General features: G+C 54.0%; 10 protein-coding genes. 1 reads left to right on the top strand and 9 read right to left on the bottom strand.

Features of this window, described 5'->3' with window-relative positions:
- Positions 1–44: 44 nt before the first annotated feature.
- The 5 genes from LX87_RS16245 to LX87_RS16225 all read right to left on the bottom strand — a co-directional run bounded on the left by LX87_RS16245 (position 45) and on the right by LX87_RS16225 (position 10,442).
- Positions 45–3,536, bottom strand: coding sequence for a VCBS repeat-containing protein (locus LX87_RS16245; protein ID WP_111629326.1), 3,492 nt, complete (start codon positions 3,534–3,536; stop codon positions 45–47).
- A 113-nt stretch (positions 3,537–3,649) separates the two neighbouring features.
- Positions 3,650–5,182, bottom strand: coding sequence for a RagB/SusD family nutrient uptake outer membrane protein (locus LX87_RS16240; RefSeq protein WP_111629325.1), 1,533 nt, complete (start codon positions 5,180–5,182; stop codon positions 3,650–3,652).
- Positions 5,183–5,226: 44 nt separating this feature from the next.
- Positions 5,227–8,748, bottom strand: coding sequence for a SusC/RagA family TonB-linked outer membrane protein (locus LX87_RS16235; RefSeq protein ID WP_229310694.1), 3,522 nt, complete (start codon positions 8,746–8,748; stop codon positions 5,227–5,229).
- Between the two features lie 11 nt (positions 8,749–8,759).
- A complete protein-coding gene (locus LX87_RS16230) occupies positions 8,760–9,740 on the bottom strand; it encodes a FecR domain-containing protein (RefSeq protein WP_111629324.1) in 981 nt (326 codons plus the stop codon).
- 84 nt (positions 9,741–9,824) lie between these two features.
- Positions 9,825–10,442: an RNA polymerase sigma-70 factor gene (locus LX87_RS16225; RefSeq protein WP_111629323.1), complete on the bottom strand. Its 618-nt coding sequence runs from the start codon at positions 10,440–10,442 to the stop codon at positions 9,825–9,827.
- Positions 10,443–10,715: 273 nt separating this feature from the next.
- Here LX87_RS16225 and LX87_RS16220 point away from each other — a divergent pair, with 273 nt between their 5' ends.
- On the top strand, positions 10,716–14,543 hold the full coding sequence (locus tag LX87_RS16220; protein ID WP_111629322.1) for a PVC-type heme-binding CxxCH protein: 3,828 nt from the start codon (positions 10,716–10,718) through the stop codon (positions 14,541–14,543).
- Between the two features lie 16 nt (positions 14,544–14,559).
- Here the strand turns inward: LX87_RS16220 and LX87_RS16215 are convergent, their stop codons facing one another.
- The 4 genes from LX87_RS16215 to LX87_RS16200 form a co-directional block, all read right to left on the bottom strand.
- A complete protein-coding gene (locus LX87_RS16215) occupies positions 14,560–16,068 on the bottom strand; it encodes a glycosyl hydrolase (protein WP_111629321.1) in 1,509 nt (502 codons plus the stop codon).
- A gap of 72 nt (positions 16,069–16,140) precedes the next feature.
- Positions 16,141–17,223 carry an IPT/TIG domain-containing protein gene (locus tag LX87_RS16210; RefSeq protein WP_111629320.1) on the bottom strand — a complete coding sequence of 361 codons (1,083 nt, stop codon included), beginning with the start codon at positions 17,221–17,223 and terminating at the stop codon, positions 16,141–16,143.
- A 100-nt stretch (positions 17,224–17,323) separates the two neighbouring features.
- Positions 17,324–18,892, bottom strand: coding sequence for a RagB/SusD family nutrient uptake outer membrane protein (locus LX87_RS16205; protein ID WP_111629319.1), 1,569 nt, complete (start codon positions 18,890–18,892; stop codon positions 17,324–17,326).
- Positions 18,893–18,999: 107 nt separating this feature from the next.
- Entirely contained in the window at positions 19,000–22,218 is a 3,219-nt protein-coding gene (locus LX87_RS16200) for a SusC/RagA family TonB-linked outer membrane protein (RefSeq protein ID WP_111629318.1), read from the bottom strand.
- Positions 22,219–22,238: the final 20 nt, after the last annotated feature.

The raw sequence follows: 22,238 nt of genomic DNA, 5'->3' as shown, positions 1-22,238 counted from the left end.
CCCGGGTGATACGGTATGATCGGGAGCCGCCAGACGAACGCTTGTCAACGCCGGTGTCTGCCTTGACCGGAATAGCGCGCTATTTTCTCCGGTTTACCGCCGGTTTGCGGACGCCCCGGAGCGCGGTACCGGTTAAACTGCAATCCCTGCCCGTTGACCGCCGTAACCAGCAAGGTGTCCAGCCCTTTTCCCGTTAATAAAACCGACCGCCGGGCATCGCCGGTTACCAGTAAACCACTTTCGCGGGGCAGCAAGGGCCTGAAATTTCCGCGTCCGTCGCCCAGCAACACCAGCCCGAACGAAGCGTCCTGTCGGCCCATGTTCACCTCGTTGGGGTAGAAATTACCGGTCAGAACCGCATCAAGCTTGCCGTCCCGATTAAAGTCCTGCACAACAATACCAAAAACCGGCGATTGCTGCGCGATTCGCGGCAAGGGCATCACCTTAAATTCGCCGTTTCCGAGGTTTTCGATGTAGGCGCTTTGCAGGTAGGTGGCTTCGGTCTGGTAAGCACCGTCGAGATCGTCTTTGCTCAACAAATCGTCAAACGTCACCCGGGCGTAATCGGCGTACCGCTGGTATTTCCGCCGAAACTGGATGACCTGCTGGTTCAGGGCGTCGCGCGGAATGGCCGGATACCGGACGCCTTTGATGAAGTAACCCATCAGCGGGTCAAATGTGCCGTCGTTGTTGAAGTCTTTGGCAACAATCTTGATTGGTTCCTGCTCCGACGCCCGGTATAGCGTGTTCAAACCCTCGTTTCCGGCGATGTAATCCAGATCACCATCCCTGTCAAAATCGCCCTGCGCCAGACAGTTCCACCAGCCTTGATAATGAGTGAGGGAAGGAATGGGTGAATGCGTGAATGTTTTCCCTCGATCATTTTTTATCAACGTGATCGGCATCCATTCGCCGGAAATTAACAGATCGGGAAAACCATCTTTATCAGGGTCGGTCCAGAGAGCGGAGCAGACCAGACCAACTTTGAGCAACGATGGCGACAGTTGGGCTGTTACGTCCGTAAACCGGCAAGCACCGTTCCGTCCGTCATTGCGCAGCAGGTAACTACGGGCCGGAAGCGGATACTGACCGGGTATCTGCCGCCCGCCGACAAACAAATCCAGATCACCGTCCCGGTCAAAATCGGCGGCTGTGACGCAGGACCCACTGCCCGACACATCCGGCAGCGCACGGGCCGGAGCCGGACTGAAATCGCCCTTCCCGTTGTTCAGATACAAACCGTCCTGATAAAACGCCCGGTCTGACGCGGGCCGCTCGACGCCCCCCGCCACCACATACAAATCCAGGTCGTTGTCGCCATCGGCATCAAACAGCAAAGCCGCCGTATCGTCGTGATTGCGGTGAATCGGAAACGGCTTTTTGGTAAAACCGCCCGACGGCGTTCGCAGCAGAAAACAGGCGTCGCTGCCCCGGTAAGTGCCGCCCACAAAGCAGTCGTCCAGGCCGTCGCCGTTGACATCACCGGTTGCCAGCGCAAACCCCGTGCGCGACAGCATTTTGTGCAGGGCCGCCGTTTGCTTAAAGTCTACAAAGTCAGAGGTACGGTGTTGGACATCCAGCGAAAGCTCCCCGGTTACCTGGGCGAATAGCGGCTCTGCAGGTTTTGTCGCGCGTTTCGGCTCACTCATTTTAGCCTGCTCGAAACGGGCCGTAAGCCGTTGATTCGCCTTAACCCGGTATTTTGTTTCCGACTTCCCGCCCGGCCACTCGATCCGCAATGAATCCACGACCGTTGAGTTGCCCAATCCAAAATGCAGGACCGGTTCGACCGACGACTGAAAACCGCGCACCACCGACAGTTCGGCGTACTGCATTTGACCGCCCGCCCAGAGAGTTACTTTTGTCCCAAGCCCCTGCCGGTTGCCGGTATCGCCTTTAACATTGACGGACAAATAGTGCGCCGGACGGTTTTGCTGCGCCCGGTTCTGGTACACCAGTGCTTCAGAATCGACGGTATTGACCACTAGGTCCAGGTCGCCGTCGCCGTCCAGATCGGCATAGGCCGCCCCGTTGGAATACGACAGATCGGCCAGTCCCCAGGTTTTTGAAACGTCGGTAAACGCCAGGTCGCCGTCGTTGCGAAAGGCATAATTCGGCACCTTTACCTCCGGCACTTTCTGGATCAGTTCTTCGCGCTTGTCTTTCTGAAATTCCGCCGTACCGAAGCCGGAAAACTCTTCGGTAAACGAAATAAAATCCCGGTCCGTCACGTCGCGCCGGTAGCCGTTGGTGATGTAAATATCCTTACGTCCGTCGTTGTCATAATCCGCCAGCAGCGCGGCCCAACTCCAGTCGGTCTTGGCCACACCGGCCAGCAACCCGATTTCGCTAAAAAGTGGCAGTGGCGCAGGGTTAGCAACGGTATTCAATTTGCCGCCCTGTTCAACGCCCAGATTCAACTGCAATGAGTTGCGCATATACTGCATCTGGTAGCGATACGGTTCGGCAATGCTGAGTTCCTTGCGGTCGTAATCCTGTCCGGCCAGCATCTTTTTCTGGCGGGCATTTTCCTCGGGCAGCATGTCGAGCTGGAAAATATCGGGCAACCCGTCGTTGTTAAAGTCGGCAATATCGACTCCCATGCCGTACAGGCTTGTGTGGGCCGTCGCCTGCCGGATGACATTGGTAAACGTGGGATTACCGGGCGAAGCCTTCCCGTTGTTCAGATACAGGACATCGCTGCTGATGAAGTCATTGGAGCCGTAAATATCCGGAAAACCGTCTTTGTTCAGATCGCTGATGGCCAGACCAAGCCCCAGCCCTTCGTAGACAATTCCTGCCTGTTTGGAAACGTCTTTGAACACCGGATGCCCCTGCGGACCGACGCCTTCGTTGCGGTACAGCTTGCCGGTGCTCGGGTACGAACCGTCGTTGATGGTCACCCGCAGATAATTCGGATTTTGCAGGTCCGGACCGGTATTGAGCAGGTATGCGTCCAGATCACCGTCGAGGTCGTAATCGAAAAAAGCCGTCTGCGTGGTAAATGATGCGTCGGCCAGACCGTATTCGGTAGCCATTTCCCGGAAAACCGGCTTGCCGTTTTTAAGGCCCTGATTGATAAACAGCAGGTTTTCGGAATGCGGCAAAGCCGTGTGTCTGGCCACACTCACATACAGATCCAGCCAGCCATCGCCGTTGATGTCGGCCATCGAAATACCGGTACACCAGCGGTTGGTGGTCAGTCCGGCGGCTTCGGTTACATCCTCAAACTTCCACTCGTGCGTGGTGGTATCGATACGGTTGAGGTATAACCGGCAACTTACCTGATTGCCGCCCAAAAACACGTCGGGTCGTCCGTCGTTATCCACATCGCCGACGCCCACGCCCCCGCCGTTGTAGAAATTGGTGAACGTAAAAGCGTTGAGGGAATCGGTGGGTTTGAGGGTATTGGCAAATATGATCCCGGTCTGGCTGGACGGCATTTGCTTAAACAGCGGCTCATCCGACTTCCGGCAAGCCGTACAAACCACCATCAGCAGCGAAACGATCCCGAATGTTAGAGAGAAAAAACGCATGGAACTGGCTGGCAATTACCGCATTCTAAAAATCAGTAAAGCGAGGAACAAGCGGTGATTTACCGTTGCCCTCGCCCACTATTTCCTATTTCATCATTTGGGAATCCGGAGAATTAATACCCCGGGTTCTGGTCAGTCGGTTCAATTTTCGGGTTGTTGTCTACTTCCTGCTGCGGAATGGGCAGGAATTCGTGTTTGCCTTTCTGAAAATACGTGAACGGTTCGGCCTTTAGTTTACCGGCCTTCCGCCAGCGCAGCAGGTCGCGGTTGCGGATTTGCTCCCCGCTCAACTCCACACGCCGTTCGTGCACAATGGCGTTAAACACCTGATCTTTGTTACTAACCGGATAGGCCGCCGTTGGATAGGGCGGCATGTTAACGCTCTTCCGGGCCCGTACCATGTTGAGGTACTTGACGGCTTCGGCGCTGTTGCCCAGTTCGTTTTCCACCTCGGCCATCGCCAGCAGGGTTTCGGCGTAACGCATGATTCGCTGGTTAATGCCGCCCGTCAGGTACGACTGATCGGTTTTGTACATCAGCGAAAATTTCCGCCAGCTTACTTTCATGGTTTGTCCATCAACCGTGGAGGAGTTTCCGTTCTGGGCGGCATCGGTCAGTGTGTTGTTCCCATTATTGTACTTATCGCCGGTTACGTAAAATGATTTGGCAAACCGCGGGTCGCGGCCGGTGGCAGTTTTCTCAAACTCATTCAGCAGGCTGTTGGAAGGAATCACGTTTCGCCAGCCAATGGCCGAATACTCCTGCGTCCGCACGGTTTCGGTTCCGGCCGTCGCGCCGTTGCCGTCCGCATCCCAGTTGTAGTTACCGCCCGACGGGAAAAAGTTAATTTCAAAGATCGACTCTTTGTTAAACTCGGTTTCTTCCAGAAAGTTGTCCAGGTACTCATCAACCAGCCCGTAAACGCCCGAGCTGATGATTTTCTGCAATTCGGTTTTGGCGTTGGCATAATCCGTCTGTTGCAGATAAACCCGGGCCAGCAGCATCTGGGCAGCGCCTTTGGTAGCCCGGCCTAGGTTTTTGGCGTCATAGGTGGCGGGTAATGCTTCCTGAGCGGCTTTCAGATCGGCGATGATAAAATCATACACTTCCTTCTCGGGCGAACGCGGCAACGAACCTTCCACGCTGGTAACATAGTTTTTATACAAAGGCACACTGCCCCACATCGTGACCAGATCAAAATAGGCCCAGGCACGTAGGAACCGGGTTTCCGCCAGCATCCGGGCTTTATCAGCCGCCGGAATATCCGAGACTTTTTCGGACAGATCGAGGGTTGCATTGGCCCGGTGAATCAACCGGTAAAATCCGGCCCAGACGTTTCCTAACACCCCGTTGTCTGTTGTATAGCTTCCCAGTAAAATCTGGTTGCGGGGTGTTTCGAGCTGACCACCTCCGGCGGCTACGTCGTCACTGCGTAAGTCGTGCAGAAAAAACCACTCCCGTGAGGTTAGAAAATTGGATTTGGCCACGGCGTAGACGGCATTGACCGCACTGCTCAACTCCGCTCCGTTTTTATAAAAGTTTTCGACGGCTACCCCGTTCGGGTTCAGCTTGTCCAGATCACTTTCCTGACAGCCTACCACCAGGCCCAGAAAAAGGATACCGGATAAAAGAAGTTTATTTTTCATTGAAATCGTTCGTTAATACCGTTTAATGAACTTCCTGCAACGCATTAGAAACCGATGTTCAGCCCAATCAGCAGCGTGCGTGGCTGCGGATACTGCCCGTAGTCAATTCCGTTGACCAGTAACTTGGTCTGGTCTGCCGCATTACCATTTATGCCGACTTCCGGATCCAATCCCGTGTATTTCGTAAACGTCAGGAGGTTTTGCGACGAGACATAAATACGCGCTTTGGTGAGGGTATTGGCCGTAAGCCTGCTCAGAACCGGGGCCGGGATGGAATAGCCAATACTCAGGTTTTTCACGCGCATATACGAACCGCTTTCGATAAACCGGTCGGAGGTACGGCTGTTGTTGTTCGGGTCACCGCTGATGGCCCGGGGTACGTCCGTATTCGTATTGGTGGGGGTCCAGGCATTCAGCACGTCTTTTCCGGCATTAAACAACCGCAACATTCCCTGCTCGATGACCTTTGTTCCGTTGTACAGCTTGTTGCCGTAAACACCCTGTAAATAAAGCGTCAGATCAAAGTTTTTGTAGTTGGCGCTGAAATTGACGCCGTAGCTGAATTTGGGAATGTAGCTGCCCAGATACACCCGGTCGCTGGCATTGATTACGCCATCGCCGTTGATATCTTTGAAACGAATATCGCCGGGCGAGGTGTGCTTGATCGGGTCATAATCTTCGCGGTTGTCGGGCCGGATTTGCAGGGGTGCGTTAAACACTTCGTCCACCGTCTGGAATATTCCTGCCACCTGATAACCGTAGAACGACTGAATGGACTGACCCGCTTCGGTTTTTGTTATGTCGTTGCCACCAAAATCATCATTTCTGCCCGAATAAATGGTGGCGCTCGGCGTTGCCAGACTCAAAACTTTGTTGCGGGTAATATCCAGATTACCGGATACGTTCCAGCGGAAAGCGCCTTCGTTCTGGCTGTAACCGACCTGGAATTCATACCCCCAGTTTTTCATGCTGCCGATGTTGGCCAGCGGTGAAGCGGAATACCCCAGCGAATTCGGGAGAGGCACACTCAATATCAGATCATCCGTCCGCCGGTTATAGACTTCGCCCGTGAACGTCAGTTTGTTACTGAACAGACCTACATCGATGCCAAGATTGGTCATCTTAGTCGTTTCCCATTTCAGGTTTGTATTTCCGAGTGAGCTAAAGTAAGAACCTAACACTTTCTCGGCGCCAAAGACATAATTGGTATTGTCCGCTAAAATCTGCGACTGCCAGGCGTAATTTCCGATGTTGTTGTTTCCCGTCTGACCATAACTGGCCCGGATTTTTAGTTCTGAAATGGCCGGTACGGATTTCATGAACTCTTCTTCACTGACCCGCCAGCCCACGGATGCCGATGGAAATGTACCCCATTTGTTGCCCGGTGCAAACCGCGACGAACCATCCCGGCGTACGGACCCACTGACCAGGTACTTCCCGGCAAACTCGTAATTAACCCGGCCGATGTACGAAATCAAACTATTTTCTTCCAGACTGCTCGTAACACCGGGGTTTGAAATACCCTGTAGAACATTGATGTCGTTGTTGGGGCGATACCCGTTTCCATTCAGGGTTGAGCCGCGGAAATTCTGTTTTTCAGCAACTGCGGTAGCGGTCAGGTAATGCTTGCCAAAGGTTTTCTCGAACGTCAGTTGGTTGGTCAGGATGGGCGAATAATAAGATCCCCGATTGTCCTGAATATTGTTCTGAACCCGGCTTTTGTAACCGTCGTTATAAATCGGATAGATGTTTTTTTCCAGACCGGTTACAACATCCGCTCCGAAGCTAAAGCGGTATTTCAGGAAGTTCGTAAATCGGACTTCGGCAAACAGCGTTCCCAGCAATTTAATCCGCTGGTTGTAGCTCTGATCCTGCAAGGCAATCCGTACCGGGTTGTCGGGGTCAGAACCGTCGGCGGCCGTTGGAGAGCTGTAACCGCCCACTTTCGTAGGGTCCGAAACCGGCCAGTACGGTAGATTCCGGATGGCCTGCATCACCGCCGTCCGGCCACCACCAAAGCCCTGCTCACCCCGCATTTTGTCGTACGAAATCATCAGCGTCTGCCCGAACGAAAGAAACTTGTTGATCTGGTGGTCGGAGTTCAGCCGGACGTTCCCCCGCTTGTAGTTTGTCCCGATCAGAATTCCTTCCTGATCGAAATACCCCGCCGAAGCAAAAAACCGTGACAGGCTGTTACCGCCCGATACCGAAACCTGATGCTGCTGAATCGGTGCTGTACGGAGCATGACGTCCTGCCAGTCGGTTGCGGTTTGGGCAAATGTCTGCGAAGCGCCTTCGTAGATGGGCGTGTTCAGGTTGCCCAACCGGGCGGGCATGGCAATACCGGCATTTCCCAGCAACGTCGTTGCGTACTGAATGTATTCCTGTGTGTTGAGCAAATCCAGCTTATTCCAGGCGCTCTGCGTCCCGAAATAGGTATCCAGACTAACGTGTATTTTCCCGTCTTTCGAACCGCGCTTGGTGGTAATGATCACGACCCCATTCGAGGCCCTGGACCCGTAGATAGCCGCCGAACTGGCGTCTTTCAGAACCTCCAGCGATTCGATATCTCTGGGGTCGAGGTTGTTGAGGTCGCCCGAGGGGACGCCGTCGATCACATACAGCGGCCCTGATGCGTAGTTGATCGAACCGACACCCCGGATGCGGACAATGGGTGCCTGGCCCGGACTTCCGTTGTTGACCACCCGCACACCCGGAACCCGTCCCTGTAGGGCCGACTCCGCACTAATAACCGGCAAAGCCGTCAGTTCCTTCGGCGTTACGGACGAAACAGCCCCCGTTACCGACGCCCGTTTCTGCGTACCGTATCCCACAACGACCACTTCTTCCAGTGCCTTCTCGTCCTGCGCCAGTGATACATTCAGCGTGGTCCGGCCGTTGATCGGAATTTCCTGCGAAACATAGCCGACGAAGCTGAAAACCAGCGTCGAATTGCCGGGAACGTTGAGCGTATACTCGCCCTCGCTGTTGGTTGTCGTTCCCCGGGTTGTTCCTTTGATGACCACACTTACCCCCGGCATGGCATCACCGTTGGCGTCCGACACTTTGCCCTTAATGTCTTCCAGAGGCCGCTCCGCCGAGCTGACCGAATAACCGATACGCTCCAGTTTAGTCAGGTTCAGGTCGGCCAGGCCGATGGGCTCGTTTCCCACTGGTGCGTCGAAGGCTTTCTTTTCGATCTGATTTATTTTACGAAAAAGACGGGTTCCCTTTTCCTTACTGGCGACAATAATGTAGAAGTTCGCCTGAATCTTCTCGAATGTCAACCCTTTATCAACCAGCAGGTTCGTCAACGCTTCTTCCAGGGTGCGCGCCCGATTGGCGTTCAACGCGACTTTCGTATCCACCAGATCCGTCCGGTAGATAAACGATACACGGTACTGTTTTTCCAGTTCCGATAACGCAGTCCGCAGCGTTACCATGGGCGCGGCTACATCCTTCTCCTGCGACCACATTCGATGCCCGTTTGATGCAATCATCTGCGCGCGGGTCGGCAGGGCCCCGGCCAGCAACGCTCCTCCCAAGAGTAAAACTATTTTTTTCATGCGTAGAGAGTTTATTCTATGAGTATGTGGTTGGCTTCGCGGGTAACTTTCAAGTCAAACAAGCCAGAAAGGCCCTTCAGGATGGTGTTGGCATTGCGGGCAGGCACGGTGCCGGTTACTTTCTGCTCCCTCAGGTTTTGGTCGGGGATTTCCACGTCCAGCCCGTAGGTATCCTTCAGCAACTGGGCAATTTCGGCCAGGGTGGCGCCTTCGAAAATCAGCTTGTCCGTGCGCCAGGACGAATGCGCCTGTGCGTTCACCCGCTTCTTGTAAAAGGCTTTCGTTTCGGTATCGGCCATGAACATTTCACCCGGCTGCATCTCCAGGTGATTGTTTGAATTATTTGCCACCCGCATCTGAATACGGCCTTCATTCAGCACCACTTTGGTCTTTGTTTTTCGGGTATACACATTGAATCGTGTTCCCAGCACCTCAACGTTCATCTGAGTTGGTAAGTGGACCTGGAAACGCTGGTGATTTCGGGTGTGTACGACTTCGAAAAACGCTTCGCCTTCCACCCAGACTTCGCGGGGCTGATCGGCCTTCCAGTGCTCAAAATACCGCAGAGTCGTATTGCCGTTCATCGTTACAACCGACTGATCGGGCAGCACCACCCGGCGGGTCTGACCAAAATCGGTATGCAGGGAAATGGGCTGGGGAGTCGCAAATTGCCGGTAGAAGAACAGGGAGCCCGTAGCCAGCACAATCAGTCCGACCGCAGCCGCAGCCATCCAGCGCCAGGACGAACGTAACGGGCGAACAGGTGTCTCGGATGCGGTTTGTTTACGAGTCTGAATCCGGCTGAAAAGCCGCTGGGCCTGCTGCCGTTCGGGAGTGTCCAGGTGCAGCTCAGCAACATCGGCCAGATCGGTTTCCAGCAAGTGCTGCAACTGACGCTGACCGTCGGGGGTGGCCAGATACAGCAGAACCTGCCGGGCCTCATCCGGGGTGCATTCATTTCGTAAATACTTCTGTAGAAGTTGTGCGTCCATGCAGGCGGCTTAGGAAAAATACCATTGTTTCCTAAATAGATACACACTTGCCAACCCGTAGTATTACTGGACCCGGAAAAAATATTACGAAATCAAAAAGAAGAGAATAATAGGAAGAATGCCTTCCAGGTCTGCGTGTTTGCTCAGGTAGTCTTTCAGAAACTTCGTAGCCTGCGAAAACTGCACTTTAACGGTATTGATCGAAACCGACAACTGGCTGGCCACTTCTTCGTTGTTCATTCCATTAAAAACCCGCAACCGGAAAACTTTCGCGCGCTGCGGAGTCAGTTCCCGTATGCCCTGCTCCAGAATGGCCCCGTATTCCTGCAACTGGAAGGCGTCGCTGGTCGTGTCTTCGCCCAGACGCTCCTCCACCTCACTGGAGAGGTATTCCCAGATCGTCTGGTGCTGATCGCGAATCACGTTCAACACGTGATTCTTCATCGCAATGGACAGGAAATTCTTAATGGCGTACGATTCGTTGAGCGTTTCGCGGTGATCCCAGAGTTTGAGATAGATTTCCTGAACGGCATCTTCGGCCAGGTCCGGATTTTTCAGAAACTTGATGCCGATGGCATAGAGGTGTTTGTAGTAACGGTAAAAAACGTCCTCAAAAGCCCGCTCATCGCCCGCTTTTAACCGCAGGGCGATTTCCTTTTCAGCGTTCTGGCCCAACTGAATGGGTAATTTTCGAATCCGCATGAACTGGTGTTTGCAGGTTTTAAAATTAACAGAGATCAGTTACTTACAAGTAGCTAATGTATGCATTAAAATCGTACAATTCCAATAAAAAATTCTCCTAAAACCAACTAAGACCAGAAAAATTAGAATAGGTTATTTTTTGGTTAAATCAGGCACCACTTCTCAATCTTTGCCACCTGCAACAATAAGGTTGCCGTCAATAAGTAGTTGTACTAAACTTTAGCTCTTTGGTATAAAACCTGACATTAAACTGTCATTTGTCCCTAAACCGTCATGAGATTCTTTTCGGTACTTCTAACCCTACTTATCCTTTGCTCTGGCAGCGTTTTCCTCCATTCCCGCTACGGCTCAGCGGGTGAACCGCCTGGAGCAGAGAAGAAATTGCAAATCAGACAGGATGTTAAAACCGGAGCCCTATCGGTTTTCCGCGTCGGCGGCAAAACACCGATTCTGGTCCAAAACGCTAAACCGGATTTTCGCCCCTACATTCACCCTATCGCGGCTCCCGACGGCAAAGGCGTTCTAACCGAATACAGCCCCGGCCACCACAAACACCAGACGGGATTATACTGGGGATTTACGCGCGTTAACGGCCGGGATTATTTTCACCATCCGCAGGGCGATTACTGGCGTCGGGTATCGGCCAAAGTGATTCGAGCCACCGGAACGGAAGTAAAATGGCAGACGGTTTATGATCTGCTGGACGAAAAAGGCGCTACGGTTTTGACCGAAACCCAAAATTGGTCGATGCGTGAAAAAAACGGCAAGTTTCTGCTGGACCTGGAGTGGAAAGGCAAAGCCAACACCGACGTGACGATTGGTAAATACGACTACGGCGGTTTGTTTCTCCGGATGCCCTGGCGGGAAGGCATTAAGGGGGAAGTAATCAACGCGGCCCGGCAGCGCAACGAAAAAGCCGAAGGCCAGCGCGCCATGTGGGTGGATGTGGGTATGCAGGTAGAAGGCCGGAACGATCTGGCGCATATCGCCATTTTTGACCATCCCGAAAACAAAGGCTACCCGCAAACCTGGCGCGTCGATAACCAGCTCGGTATCGGCCCGGCCCGCGCCCGAACCGGCGACTGGAAAATTGAAAAAGGGGATACCGAAATCATTCGTCACCAGCTGGTGGTTTACACCGGCGATCTGAACGATGTGGAACTGACCAAAACCTGGAGCGAATTCAGCGGACAGAACTCGACTTCTTACCTCTGGGGGCTGGCCCAGAAAGAAGGACTGGAAGCCAAGTTTCTGACCCCGCAGGCGGCTATCGAGAGCATGACGCTGAAAGACGGGTATCAGGCCAACGTCTGGGCGTCGGAGCCAATGATTACGCAGCCGATGGCGTTTTGCTGGGATGATCGCGGGCGGCTCTGGGTGGCCGAAAACCGGGATTATGAATCGCGCGGCTACGGTTTTTCCAAAGCCGGCAACAGCCGGATTCTGATTCTGGAAGACACCAACCACGACGGCGTGGCCGACAGTCAGAAGGTGTTTCTGGACAGCATTCCGTTCCCGGCTGCGATGGCCGTTGGCTTCGACGGGTTGTTTCTGGGCGCTCCACCGAACCTGCTCTTTGTTCCGGATCGCAACGGCGACGACTGGGCGGATGTCAAAGACATAGAAGTCCGGCTGACGGGCTGGGGCATCCGTGACCGGCACGAAACCCTGAACAGTCTGCACTGGGGGCCTGACGGCTGGCTGTACGGTTTGCAGGGCTTTGCAACGCCCTCGAAAGTGCGGAAACCAGCCGGAAAAGGCAAACTTTACAAACACAACGACCCCTTTCCCGAAGATATTCTGGAAGGCGAGGGCACAGACATCAACGGGGGCGTCTGGCGGTATCACCCCATCAAAGACCGGTTTGAGGTGGTGGCCCACGGTTTCAGCAACCCCTGGGGCATTGACTACAACGCGAAGGGCCAGCTTGTAATGACGGCCTGCGTCATTCCGCACCTCTGGCACGTGATTCCGGGCGGTATTTACCACCGGCAGGGTGGTCAGCACTTCAATCCGTACGTTTACGACGATATTAAAACCATTACCGATCACAGCCACCGCTCGGCCCACGGCGGGGCACGGGTGTACCAGTCCGATGCCTTTCCCCAATCGGAACAGGGACGGCTTTTTATGGCGAATATTCACGAACACGCCGTGCTATCGGATATTCTGGAGCCAAAAGGTTCTGGCTACGTCGGGCACCACGGCGATGATTTTTTACAGGCCAACAACGCCCAGTGGGTTGGTTTCAGCATGGAAATCGGACCGGATGGCGGTCTTTACGTGCTCGACTGGCACGATGCCGACATCTGCGGCAAGGAAGTGCTGAACGGCGAAACAGGGCGGATTTTCCGGGTTATGCCGAAAACCTCGCTGGCCGAAAACTGGACCGGACGGTATTCGGACCTCAACAAAATGACCGATGCGCAACTGGTTAATCTGCAAACGTCAAAAAGCGACTGGCACGCCCGACGCGCCCGAATTATTCTGCAAAACCGGGCAGTCAAAGGCAAACTGGACGGACAGACCCACGCGCAACTTCGGCAATTGTTTGAAACAAATACCAATCCGGATTACCGGCTGCGGTCCATGTGGGCGCTGCACGTAACCGGCGGTTTTGATGGCAACGCCCTCGTGAAATCCCTGGACGACAAAGATCCGTACGTCCGCGCCTGGGCCGTTCAGTTGTTGTGCGAAGACCGTTCGGCTTCTTCGGCTGTGCAGGAAAAGTTTGTCAAAATGGCCCGCGAAGATCAGTCGCCGGTCGTGCGGCTGTATCTGGCATCGGCCCTGCAACGGGTGGACACCGAAACCGCCTGGAAACTGGCCGGAGAACTGATGCAGCACGGCGAGGACAAGGGCGATCATAACCTGCCGAAAATGATCTGGTACGGTTTTGAACCGCTTGTCAAGCAGAATCCCGAACGGGCATTAACACTAGCCGCCCGGTGCGAAATTCCGATGGTCGCCCGCTTCGCTGCCCGCCGAACCGTTGACGCCGACCAGATACCGGCCCTCATTACGGCCATCGGCCAATCGGCCAAAACACCCACCAGTCTGCTGGAAGGGATGCGCGATGGGTTGGACGGTCGCTCGGATCTGGCGACTCCGGCCAATTGGAAAGCGGTTTATACCAAACTGAAAGCCAACCCGAAAACCGCCCAGCTTGCGCAGCAGATTGCTCAACAATTTGGGGATACCGAAACCGCCCAACAGGCATTGGCAACGCTGAAAAATCCGAAAGCGCCCCTCGATCAGCGACAGAAAGCCCTGAAAGCCATTGCCAGTCGGCAACGGCCTGAACTGGTAAACGCCTTTCCGACCCTGCTGAACGACCCCAACTTACGCTCTGAAGCCATCCGGGCCATTGCCGGGTATGACAATGAATCCCTAGGCCAGTTGCTACTGACCCGCTACCCGAATTTCAGTCCGGCAGACAAATTGCAGGTGGTCCAAACGATGTCGTCGCGCCCGAAATACGGCTGGCAGTTGACACAGGCCCTGAAAACGGACAAGATTCCCAAACGCGATGTGCCCACCTATGCCGCCCGGCAACTGCTGCGGGTAGTTGGCAGCGGTTTTGTCGAAGTCTGGGGACCGATTGAACAGAACGGTATCGACGAAAAAGAATACGCCCGTTACCAGAAGATGCTTTCCAACCGGACCCTGTTATCGGCCAATACGACGAAGGGGCGGCTGGTTTTTCAACGTACCTGCGGCCCCTGCCACAAAATGTACGGTGAAGGCGGCAACATCGGGCCGGATATTACGGGTTCCAACCGGGCCAACCTGGATTACCTGCTGAGTAATATTCTGAACCCCAGCGGAGAAATTCAGGATGATTACAAAATGGTGGTCATTACAACCCGCAACGGGCGGACGTATACCGGTAATGTCGTCGGGGAAAACGAGCGTCAGGTGACGTTGCGCGTAGTCGGGCAGGACCCTGTGGTGCTGAACAAATCGGAGATTCAGTCACGCGAGGTGACGCCCAATTCCATGATGCCCACCGGCCTGCTCGATGGGTTGACGGAAAGCGAAATTGTTGATCTGGTGGCTTTCCTGCGCACCACCGAGCCGGTGAAACAGGCCAAAAAATAAGCCCGTTGGCACGGTTTCAGCGATTAGACGAAACCGTGCCAACGTTTCCGCTCCACTGCCGCCAGTCGGGCAGTTCGTCGCGGGTAATCACGTCTTTATCGGTGTAGACGGCTTTCAGGCTTTCGATGGGCTGTTTTTTGATGTAGTCTGCGCCCGTCCAGACCGAAAACCACGACCACCAGGCACCAAAATCCCGGATTTTAGCCGCGTCCGGCAGGTTTCCGGTTTCTGTCAAAGCCACCATCTTTTTGCCGTTGAACAACGTCTGCGCATTGCTCCAGTTACCGCTCAAACTGGCCGTCGGGTCGGTGTAGATGTCAAGCCCGACGATGTCCACGTATGGATCGCCGGGATACCAGTCGGGCTTCATGGAATCCGTACCGCCATACACCCAGATCAGGTTGTGCAACTGGTGGTGATTGGTCAGCCGGTTGTACAATAACCGCCAAAGCTCTTTGAACGGTCCGGCTCCTTTGGCCCCCCACCAGAACCAGCCGCCGGACGCTTCGTGCAGCGGTCGCCAGAGCACCGGCACATCAGCCGTCTGAAACTTTTTCAGTTCTCTGGCAATCACGTCTATGTCGCGGAGCAGCAGCTGATACCGTTCGCCCTGTTTATTGGCCAGTACGGCGGCCAGGTCGAAGGTGGTAGCCCGGGTGTAAAAACCGCTCCACCAGAGCTTATCGGGTTCTTCATCAATCAAATCCGTCGGCGCGTTCCAGTGCCAGAGCAGGCTGACGATGCCGCGCCCCTCCCCTTTCTTCGCCCAGGCAATGCAGGCTTCACTGGAGCGTAGGGGGATACCGCCACGTTGCACCCGGCTGGTTGAGTACTCCATCAGATCGAACGAGCCAATGGCGGGTTCTTTGCCGGTTTTTTCCAGAATGTATTCGACATCATCCTGCTGCCCCGAAAGCACTTTCGTTCCGTATTGATCGACCAGATACGAAAACAGCGCCCGGGTTGAAGCCGTGGCACGGGCATCCGAGAGCGTTTTAGCGGGTTTGGCGGGCAGCACAACGGTTGCGGGATTAAGTTGCAGGTAGTCAATGTGGAAATAACCCCATCCCCGGAAAATCGTAACGGTATTCTGCCCGTCACGCAGGCGGAACGTTCCCAGTTTGGCCGGGCTGAATCCGGAACCGGTCTGTTTGAGCGCACCACTCCCTTTTTCATCATTTATCTGAAAATCAACCCCTTTGTCACCCGTGGGCGAAGCGTAATGAACCGACAGTTCGTATAAACCGGCGGTGGCCTGGAACGTCAGCGTCAGTTTGTCGGTGGATTCGTCAAAACCCGTTACGTAGCCGGTCCCGGAAAATCCCGCAAGGCTGGTGGCCACGTCCACACCGGAAAATGCACCGGTTTCGGCTTCAATCTGAATGATGTTCGGGTCGGCTGGAGTTGGAACGGTTTTCGGTTTGGGTGCAGAGACGCAGCCTACCAAACCAATCAAAAGAACTGAAAGCAGCCGGTTCCGTACCTGGAATACGTCCAACCAGTTGTTCCGTAAAATAAGTACCATGAGAATGTATGGATACCAAAAGAGGCAAGTATTACCCTGCCTCCTTTGATCTTTATTCGTAGAATAACGTGGTTATTTAACCAGCACGATGTCGTCGAAATAGAACGTTTCGTCCTGTTTGTCCGGTCCCTGAATCCGGAAACCGACCTGACTTAACTTCTTGCCTGGCAACCAGAAATCAATGTCGGAAATCTTGAGCTTGAAGTAGTTCCAGACACCCGCTTTCACGTCGATTTTGTTTTTATCGTCGAAGTTACCAAAACCGGCTTTGCTGGCGTCGGTGGTCAGATACAGCGTGTAGTCCGCCGAAGCGCCCTTGATCCAGCCCGATACGTAGGTGTAATCTGCCGAATATGAAATGGCCGAGGTTGACCAGTTAGCAAAGGCGATCAGGTGCCAGTTGCCTTTCTGATAGGTTTTGCCCACCGAAGCCGTACCAGACTTGAATTCTTTCGTCGAAACGGCACCGGCATCGCCCCAGGAACCGTCCTGGAAACCCGTACCGTAAGCATCCGTGAAGATCTGATAGGATTTGTCGATGTTCACCAGTTCCTGCGTGGTGCGCAGCAAGCCCGTACCGTTGATAATGTCCAGCGTGGCACGGTTAGCCGTCGTTGCGGGCATTTTCACGACCAGTTTGCGTTTCTCCTTCGAAACCACCGTCGCCATGTCCGACGTGCCGGTCAGCTTCACCGAAACCACATCGTCCAGGTTGTTACCGGTAATGGTAATTTCGGAATCTTTTCGGAAGTTATAGTTGGAAACATTGGAAACCGTCGGATACGCCAGCACCCGGAACGGCACCGCCACCGCCCTTCCTGCGCTGTTCGTGAACGTGACGTTCTGCACGCCCCCAACCACATCGTCCGGCACCCGGAAAATCAGCGCCTGGTCGGTATTTAAAGTCGGCTGAAAACCGGCGGGCACGTTATCTTTCTCGAAAACGATGGTGCGCATATCGCCCAGGCCCGAACCCGTCAGGGTAATCACCGTTCCGGCGGCTGCCGAGTCCGGTGCAATGGTAGCGGCCACGGGGTTACCCGCTTCGTACTGTGGCCGGCCATCGGAATCTTCTTCGCAGGAAGTCATGACCAGACCGGTCAGCAGAACCGTGAATGACAAGCCCGCCAGTTGACGCAATGTATTGTATTTCATTGGATTACTTGATTTTTTCTTAAAAAGACCAGAGAAAGTAGACAAGAGATACAAGAATAGTTCCTGATGGTCTCCTGTCTCTTATCTCGCTTCTATCGTCTTAGTTATAATACGGAACCGGATCTTTGCCCAATTCAGGGTCCTGTACAATCTCACCCGCCGGAATCGGCAGATACATCTTGTCTTCGGTGAAGTTGGTGATGTACGTAGGATTGCCGACCGAACCCCGGTTTTGTTTCTGGATCATGGCTTTCGCTTTGGCAAAACCCTGACGCTGAATATCGTACCAGTAGTCACCTTCGAAAGCAAATTCCACCCGGCGTTCGTGCAGGATCTGATCCAGCGTCAGCGACGTCCGGGGAGCCAGACCGGCCCGCGCCCGAACGGCGTTCACGGCCTGAAGCGCCTTCGGATCGGTGGTTGAAGCCGCACCGCCCAGCGTAGCTTCGGCGTAAATCAGCAGAATATCGGCATAGCGCAGCAGGACCACGTTGTTGCCCGAGTTCTGGCCCAGCACCGCATCACCCCCGAAGCTCTTACCGGGACCGGCAAAGTACTTGGCGATGTTGGAGCGCGTCGGGCTCAGGCTACCACCGTCTTCGGTGGGTTGCAGCGTATCGTATTTAAAGCCGTTGGCCATGAACGCATTGTACTTGGGAGCGTTCACACGTTGCGGTTTCCACTCCGGTTTGGTCCAGCCGTGTTCCATCACCGACCACTTCCGGCGCAGATCGCCAAATTCGTATTCGTTCAGCAAATCCAGCGACGGAACGTACATTTCCCAGGCATCGGCTTCGGCAGTCCGCAGGGCGCTGGCTCCGCGATCCGGATTTTTGATGTTACCGGTTCCCCAGGGGTCCTGCGCCAGTTGGTGCTGAATCGAGAAAAGCGACTCCGGATTGTTGTTCATGCTCATTTTGGTGAACATACCGTTGTAATCTGCCACCAGACTGTACTTACCGGAATTGATCACTTCTTCCGCTTTCGCTTTGGCGTTCGCGTAGTCTTTGTTGTACAGGTACAATTTCGCCATCATACCTTTTGCCGAGTATTTCGTCAGCCGACCGGCAACATCCGACTCCGGCAGACCGGCTTCGGCCATTTGCAGTTCTTCCAGAGCAAACCGCATCACGTCTTTTTGCAGGTAGCGCGGAATGTTGAAGTTGCCCGACAAAGCCGTCTCACCCGGATCGGTAATAATCGGCGCGGCTCCCCAGGTACGGGCGATGTAGAAATAGACCGTTCCCCGGATAAAGTGGCATTCGGCAATGGCCGGATCCAGATAAGCGGCTCCACCACCATTGGCTTTCTTCTCCTCGAACGTTTTGATCATCACGTTGGCGTACCCGATGATCTTGTAAAACGCGCCCCAGGTTGCTCCAATCCGCTCGGAAGCCGACGAAACCGTAAAGTTCAGGTAATCGACATCGGTATAGGTAAACATGTTACCGGACATCACATCCCCGATGGCGTCCTGCGCCCGGCTTTCGTAGTTCCGCCAAGGCAAACCGCTGTATAGCGTACTGGTCGCGGCCCGGACTTCCTCCGCGTTGTTGTAATAGTTACCGGTTGTGGTGCCCGACAGCGAAGGCCGCTCAATGAAGTCTTCTTTGCAGGAAGACAGCATCATCGCCGAAATCGCCAGGGCATATATGGGTTTTAATTTCATGACTTTTGCTATTGAGTGATTTAGCGAATTAGTGATTGAGTGACAAGCGTATGAGAGATAAAACGGTGTATCACTCAATCGCTCAATCACTAATTCGCTCAATAATTTTAGAATTGAACATTAGCACCAATCGTAAACGTCCGCGGGTTCGGATAGTGGCCCATATCGACGTTCATGAGTTTAATACTGTTGTTGAACGAGCCAATTTCCGGGTCATAGCCTGAGTACTTCGTGAAGGTTTTCAGGTTCTGGATGGAGCCGTAAACCCGCAGGTTCGTCATTTTCACCTTGCTCAGAATGTTTCTCGGAATCCGGTAGCCCAGCGTGATGTTCTGAATCCGCCAGTACGAAGCGTCTTCTACGTAGCGATCCGACATGGCGGTGTTGTTCTTGTTGGTCGTTGTAAACCGGGGCAGCGCACCACCCGTATTGGTTTCGGTGTAGCGGTCGGTTACGGTCCGCATCTGGTTCGACCAGGCGTTGTTCAGACCTTCCAGTTGCCAGCGGAGGAAGTTATAGGCTTTTGCGCCCTGGCTTCCCTGCAAAAAGATCGAGAAATCGAAATCTTTATAATTCAGCGAGTTGGTCAGACCCCAGGTAAATTTCGGAAGCGGGCTACCGATAAACGTCAGGTCGTTGGCGTCCACTTTTCCGTCACCGTTGATATCCTTGTAGCGAATATCACCCAGCCAGGTTTCAGTTTCATTTACTTTATAGCCAAACTGCGGCAGACTCTGATCCAGTTCAGCCTGCGTCCGGAACAAACCGTCGGTGACCAGTCCCCAGAACGAACCCACCGGATTACCAGGTGTCGTGTGCGTAATCAGGTAGTTGTTGTAGTACACTTTCCCGTCGAGCGCCGAAGCTGCGCTGGCCGCCCGGTCGTAGGTGTTTTTGAAGTGCGTGAACACCAGGTTGGTTTTCCAGGTGAGATCACCTTTCTTGATGTTGGTCGTCGTGATACCAATATCCACCCCGGTATTGGTCATCTGACCGGCGTTGCCCAGCGGAGCTTTCAGGTCATCCCACTGATCGCCCACCCCGATCAGGTTCGGGCCGGTCAGGAAGATAATCATGTCGGACGTTACTTTCTTGTAGACGTCGATGGTTGCATCAATCCGTCCGTTCAGGAAGCCTAGGTCAACCCCGGCGTTGGCGGTTCGCACCGACTCCCATTTCAGGTTCGGGTTCGGAATACCGTTGATCATGTTGGACGAACCAAAGCCCACTGGACCGGAGAAGAACTGAACCGCACCCACATAAGCCGGGTTTGGCGCACCGCCCGGGAAGTTCTGGTTACCCACCGTTCCGTAACCAACCCGTAGTTTGGCAAAGTTCAGGACGTTGGCGACACTTCCTTTCATGAATTTCTCGTTGGAAATCGTCCAGCCCGCCGATACTCCCGGGAAATACCCCCAGCGGTTGTTCGGACCGAAGTTCGACGAACCATCGGCGCGGAAACTGGCCGAAACCGAATAGCGATCATCGTAGGTATAGTTGGCACGGGCAAACCAGGATTCCATTGCCCAATGGCCTTTTCCACCACTCAGGCCCCAGGTTGTCTGGTCGGAGCTACCGGTATTCAGGTCAAAAATGTTGGCCTGCAAATCCACTTTCGTACCCGAAATCGACTGATAATACGAAGTTTGCGCCTGGTGTCCTACCGTTGCCTGAATACCATGCTTACCCATGTATTTGTTATAGCTCAGGTAGTTGGTCAATGACCAGTAGTAGCTGTCTGAGCGCGAATCGATCAATTTGCTCCGGAACGACGTACCGCCCACATTACCGGATTTCTGGAATGCGGTGTTGTTATCCTGCCCGAGCGAATATGACAATTCATTGCGCAGCGACAGGTCTTTCATCAGTTGCAGTTCGGCATACAGGCTACCGAAGACGTTGTTCGAAGTTTTAGTATTGCCCCGGTACTGGCTGTTTCCGACCAGGTTGGAGTTGCTGTATTGCACCCCACCAACCGTCTGACCACCACCCCAGGAACCGTCCAGGTTTTTCACCGGAACCAGCGGACTCGTTACCGCCCCCCACCAGATGGTACCTTCGGCGGCATCGGCCAGCGATACGTTCTGAATACTGCGGGACACGTTGGCGCTCACCCCCACTTTGGCCCAGCTTTTCAACTGGTTGTCCAGGCTGAAGCGCGACGAATACCGTTTGAAGTTCGAGCCAAGCAGAATCCCCTTGTTATCGAAGTAGTTCAGCGACAGGTAATACGTCGTTTTATCTTTACCGCCCGAGAAGCTTAACTGGTGGTTGTTGATGGTTCCGCGCTGGAACATGGCGTCCTGCCAGTCGGTTCCACGGCCCAGCAGATCGGGGTTCTTGAACTCGTCGGCGACCGGGTTACCAATGATGGGCAGCACCTCGTTCTGATACCGGGCAAAATCCCGCAAATCCATCAGATCAAGCTTTCTGGCTACTTCCGAAACCCCGGTATACATTTCGTAATTGATCTTCCCTTCGCCCTGCTTTCCTTTTTTGGTGGTGACCAGAATCACCCCGTTGGCAGCCTGCGAACCGTAAATGGCCTGCGCCGAAGCATCTTTCAATACGTCGATGCTCTCAATATCGTTCGGGTTCAGCATGGCCATAACACTGTTACCGGTTTGGCCGTCGCCCCCACCCAGACCGGCATAACCCGTGCTGTTGGAGGTGTTACCACCGACGAAGGGAACCCCGTCAATCACGAACAGCGGGTCGTTGCTGTTGATGGACGTTACCCCGCGAACTTTCACGGAAACCCCGCCACCCGGCTGACCACCGTTGCTTGTTACCGTTACCCCGGCAGCTTTACCCTGTAGTAACTGGTCAACCCCGGCCGCCGGAATATCCTTCAATTCAGCCGCTTTAACCGTTGTGATCGAAGACGTTACGTCCGAACGCTTGGCCGTACCGTACCCAATAACGACCACCTCATCGAGTGACTGGTCATTAGAAACCAGCGTGATGGTCAGGTTTGTCTGGTTGCCCACCTGAACTTCCTGCGTTTTCATCCCGATAAACGAGATCACCAGCACATTATTTCCGTCAGGCATATTGATCGAAAACCGACCTTCGGCATCCGTTGTGGTGCCTTGCGTGGTGCCTTTAACAGACACCGTTGCACCCGGAAGCGTATTGCCTTTGTCGTCGGAAACCACCCCTTTCACCAGGGCGTTCACATCGGACTTTCCGACGTTCGCATTTTTCAGTGAAGCCATCACCACCGGGTTTTTTGCCGGAACCGTGACGGTATTGGCTCGGGTCTGCGCGTGGACAGCCGTCCAGTAGCCCAGCACCAAAACCCCCGAAAGCACATGTTTTATCATAGTTATTGAAAAAAAGGGAC

Origin of the sequence: Larkinella arboricola, from assembly GCF_003259745.1 — a bacterium.
GTDB lineage: Bacteria > Bacteroidota > Bacteroidia > Cytophagales > Spirosomataceae > Larkinella > Larkinella arboricola.
The sequence above is the reverse complement of the archived record's forward strand: the minus strand, read 5'-3'. Positions and strand labels throughout refer to the sequence as shown.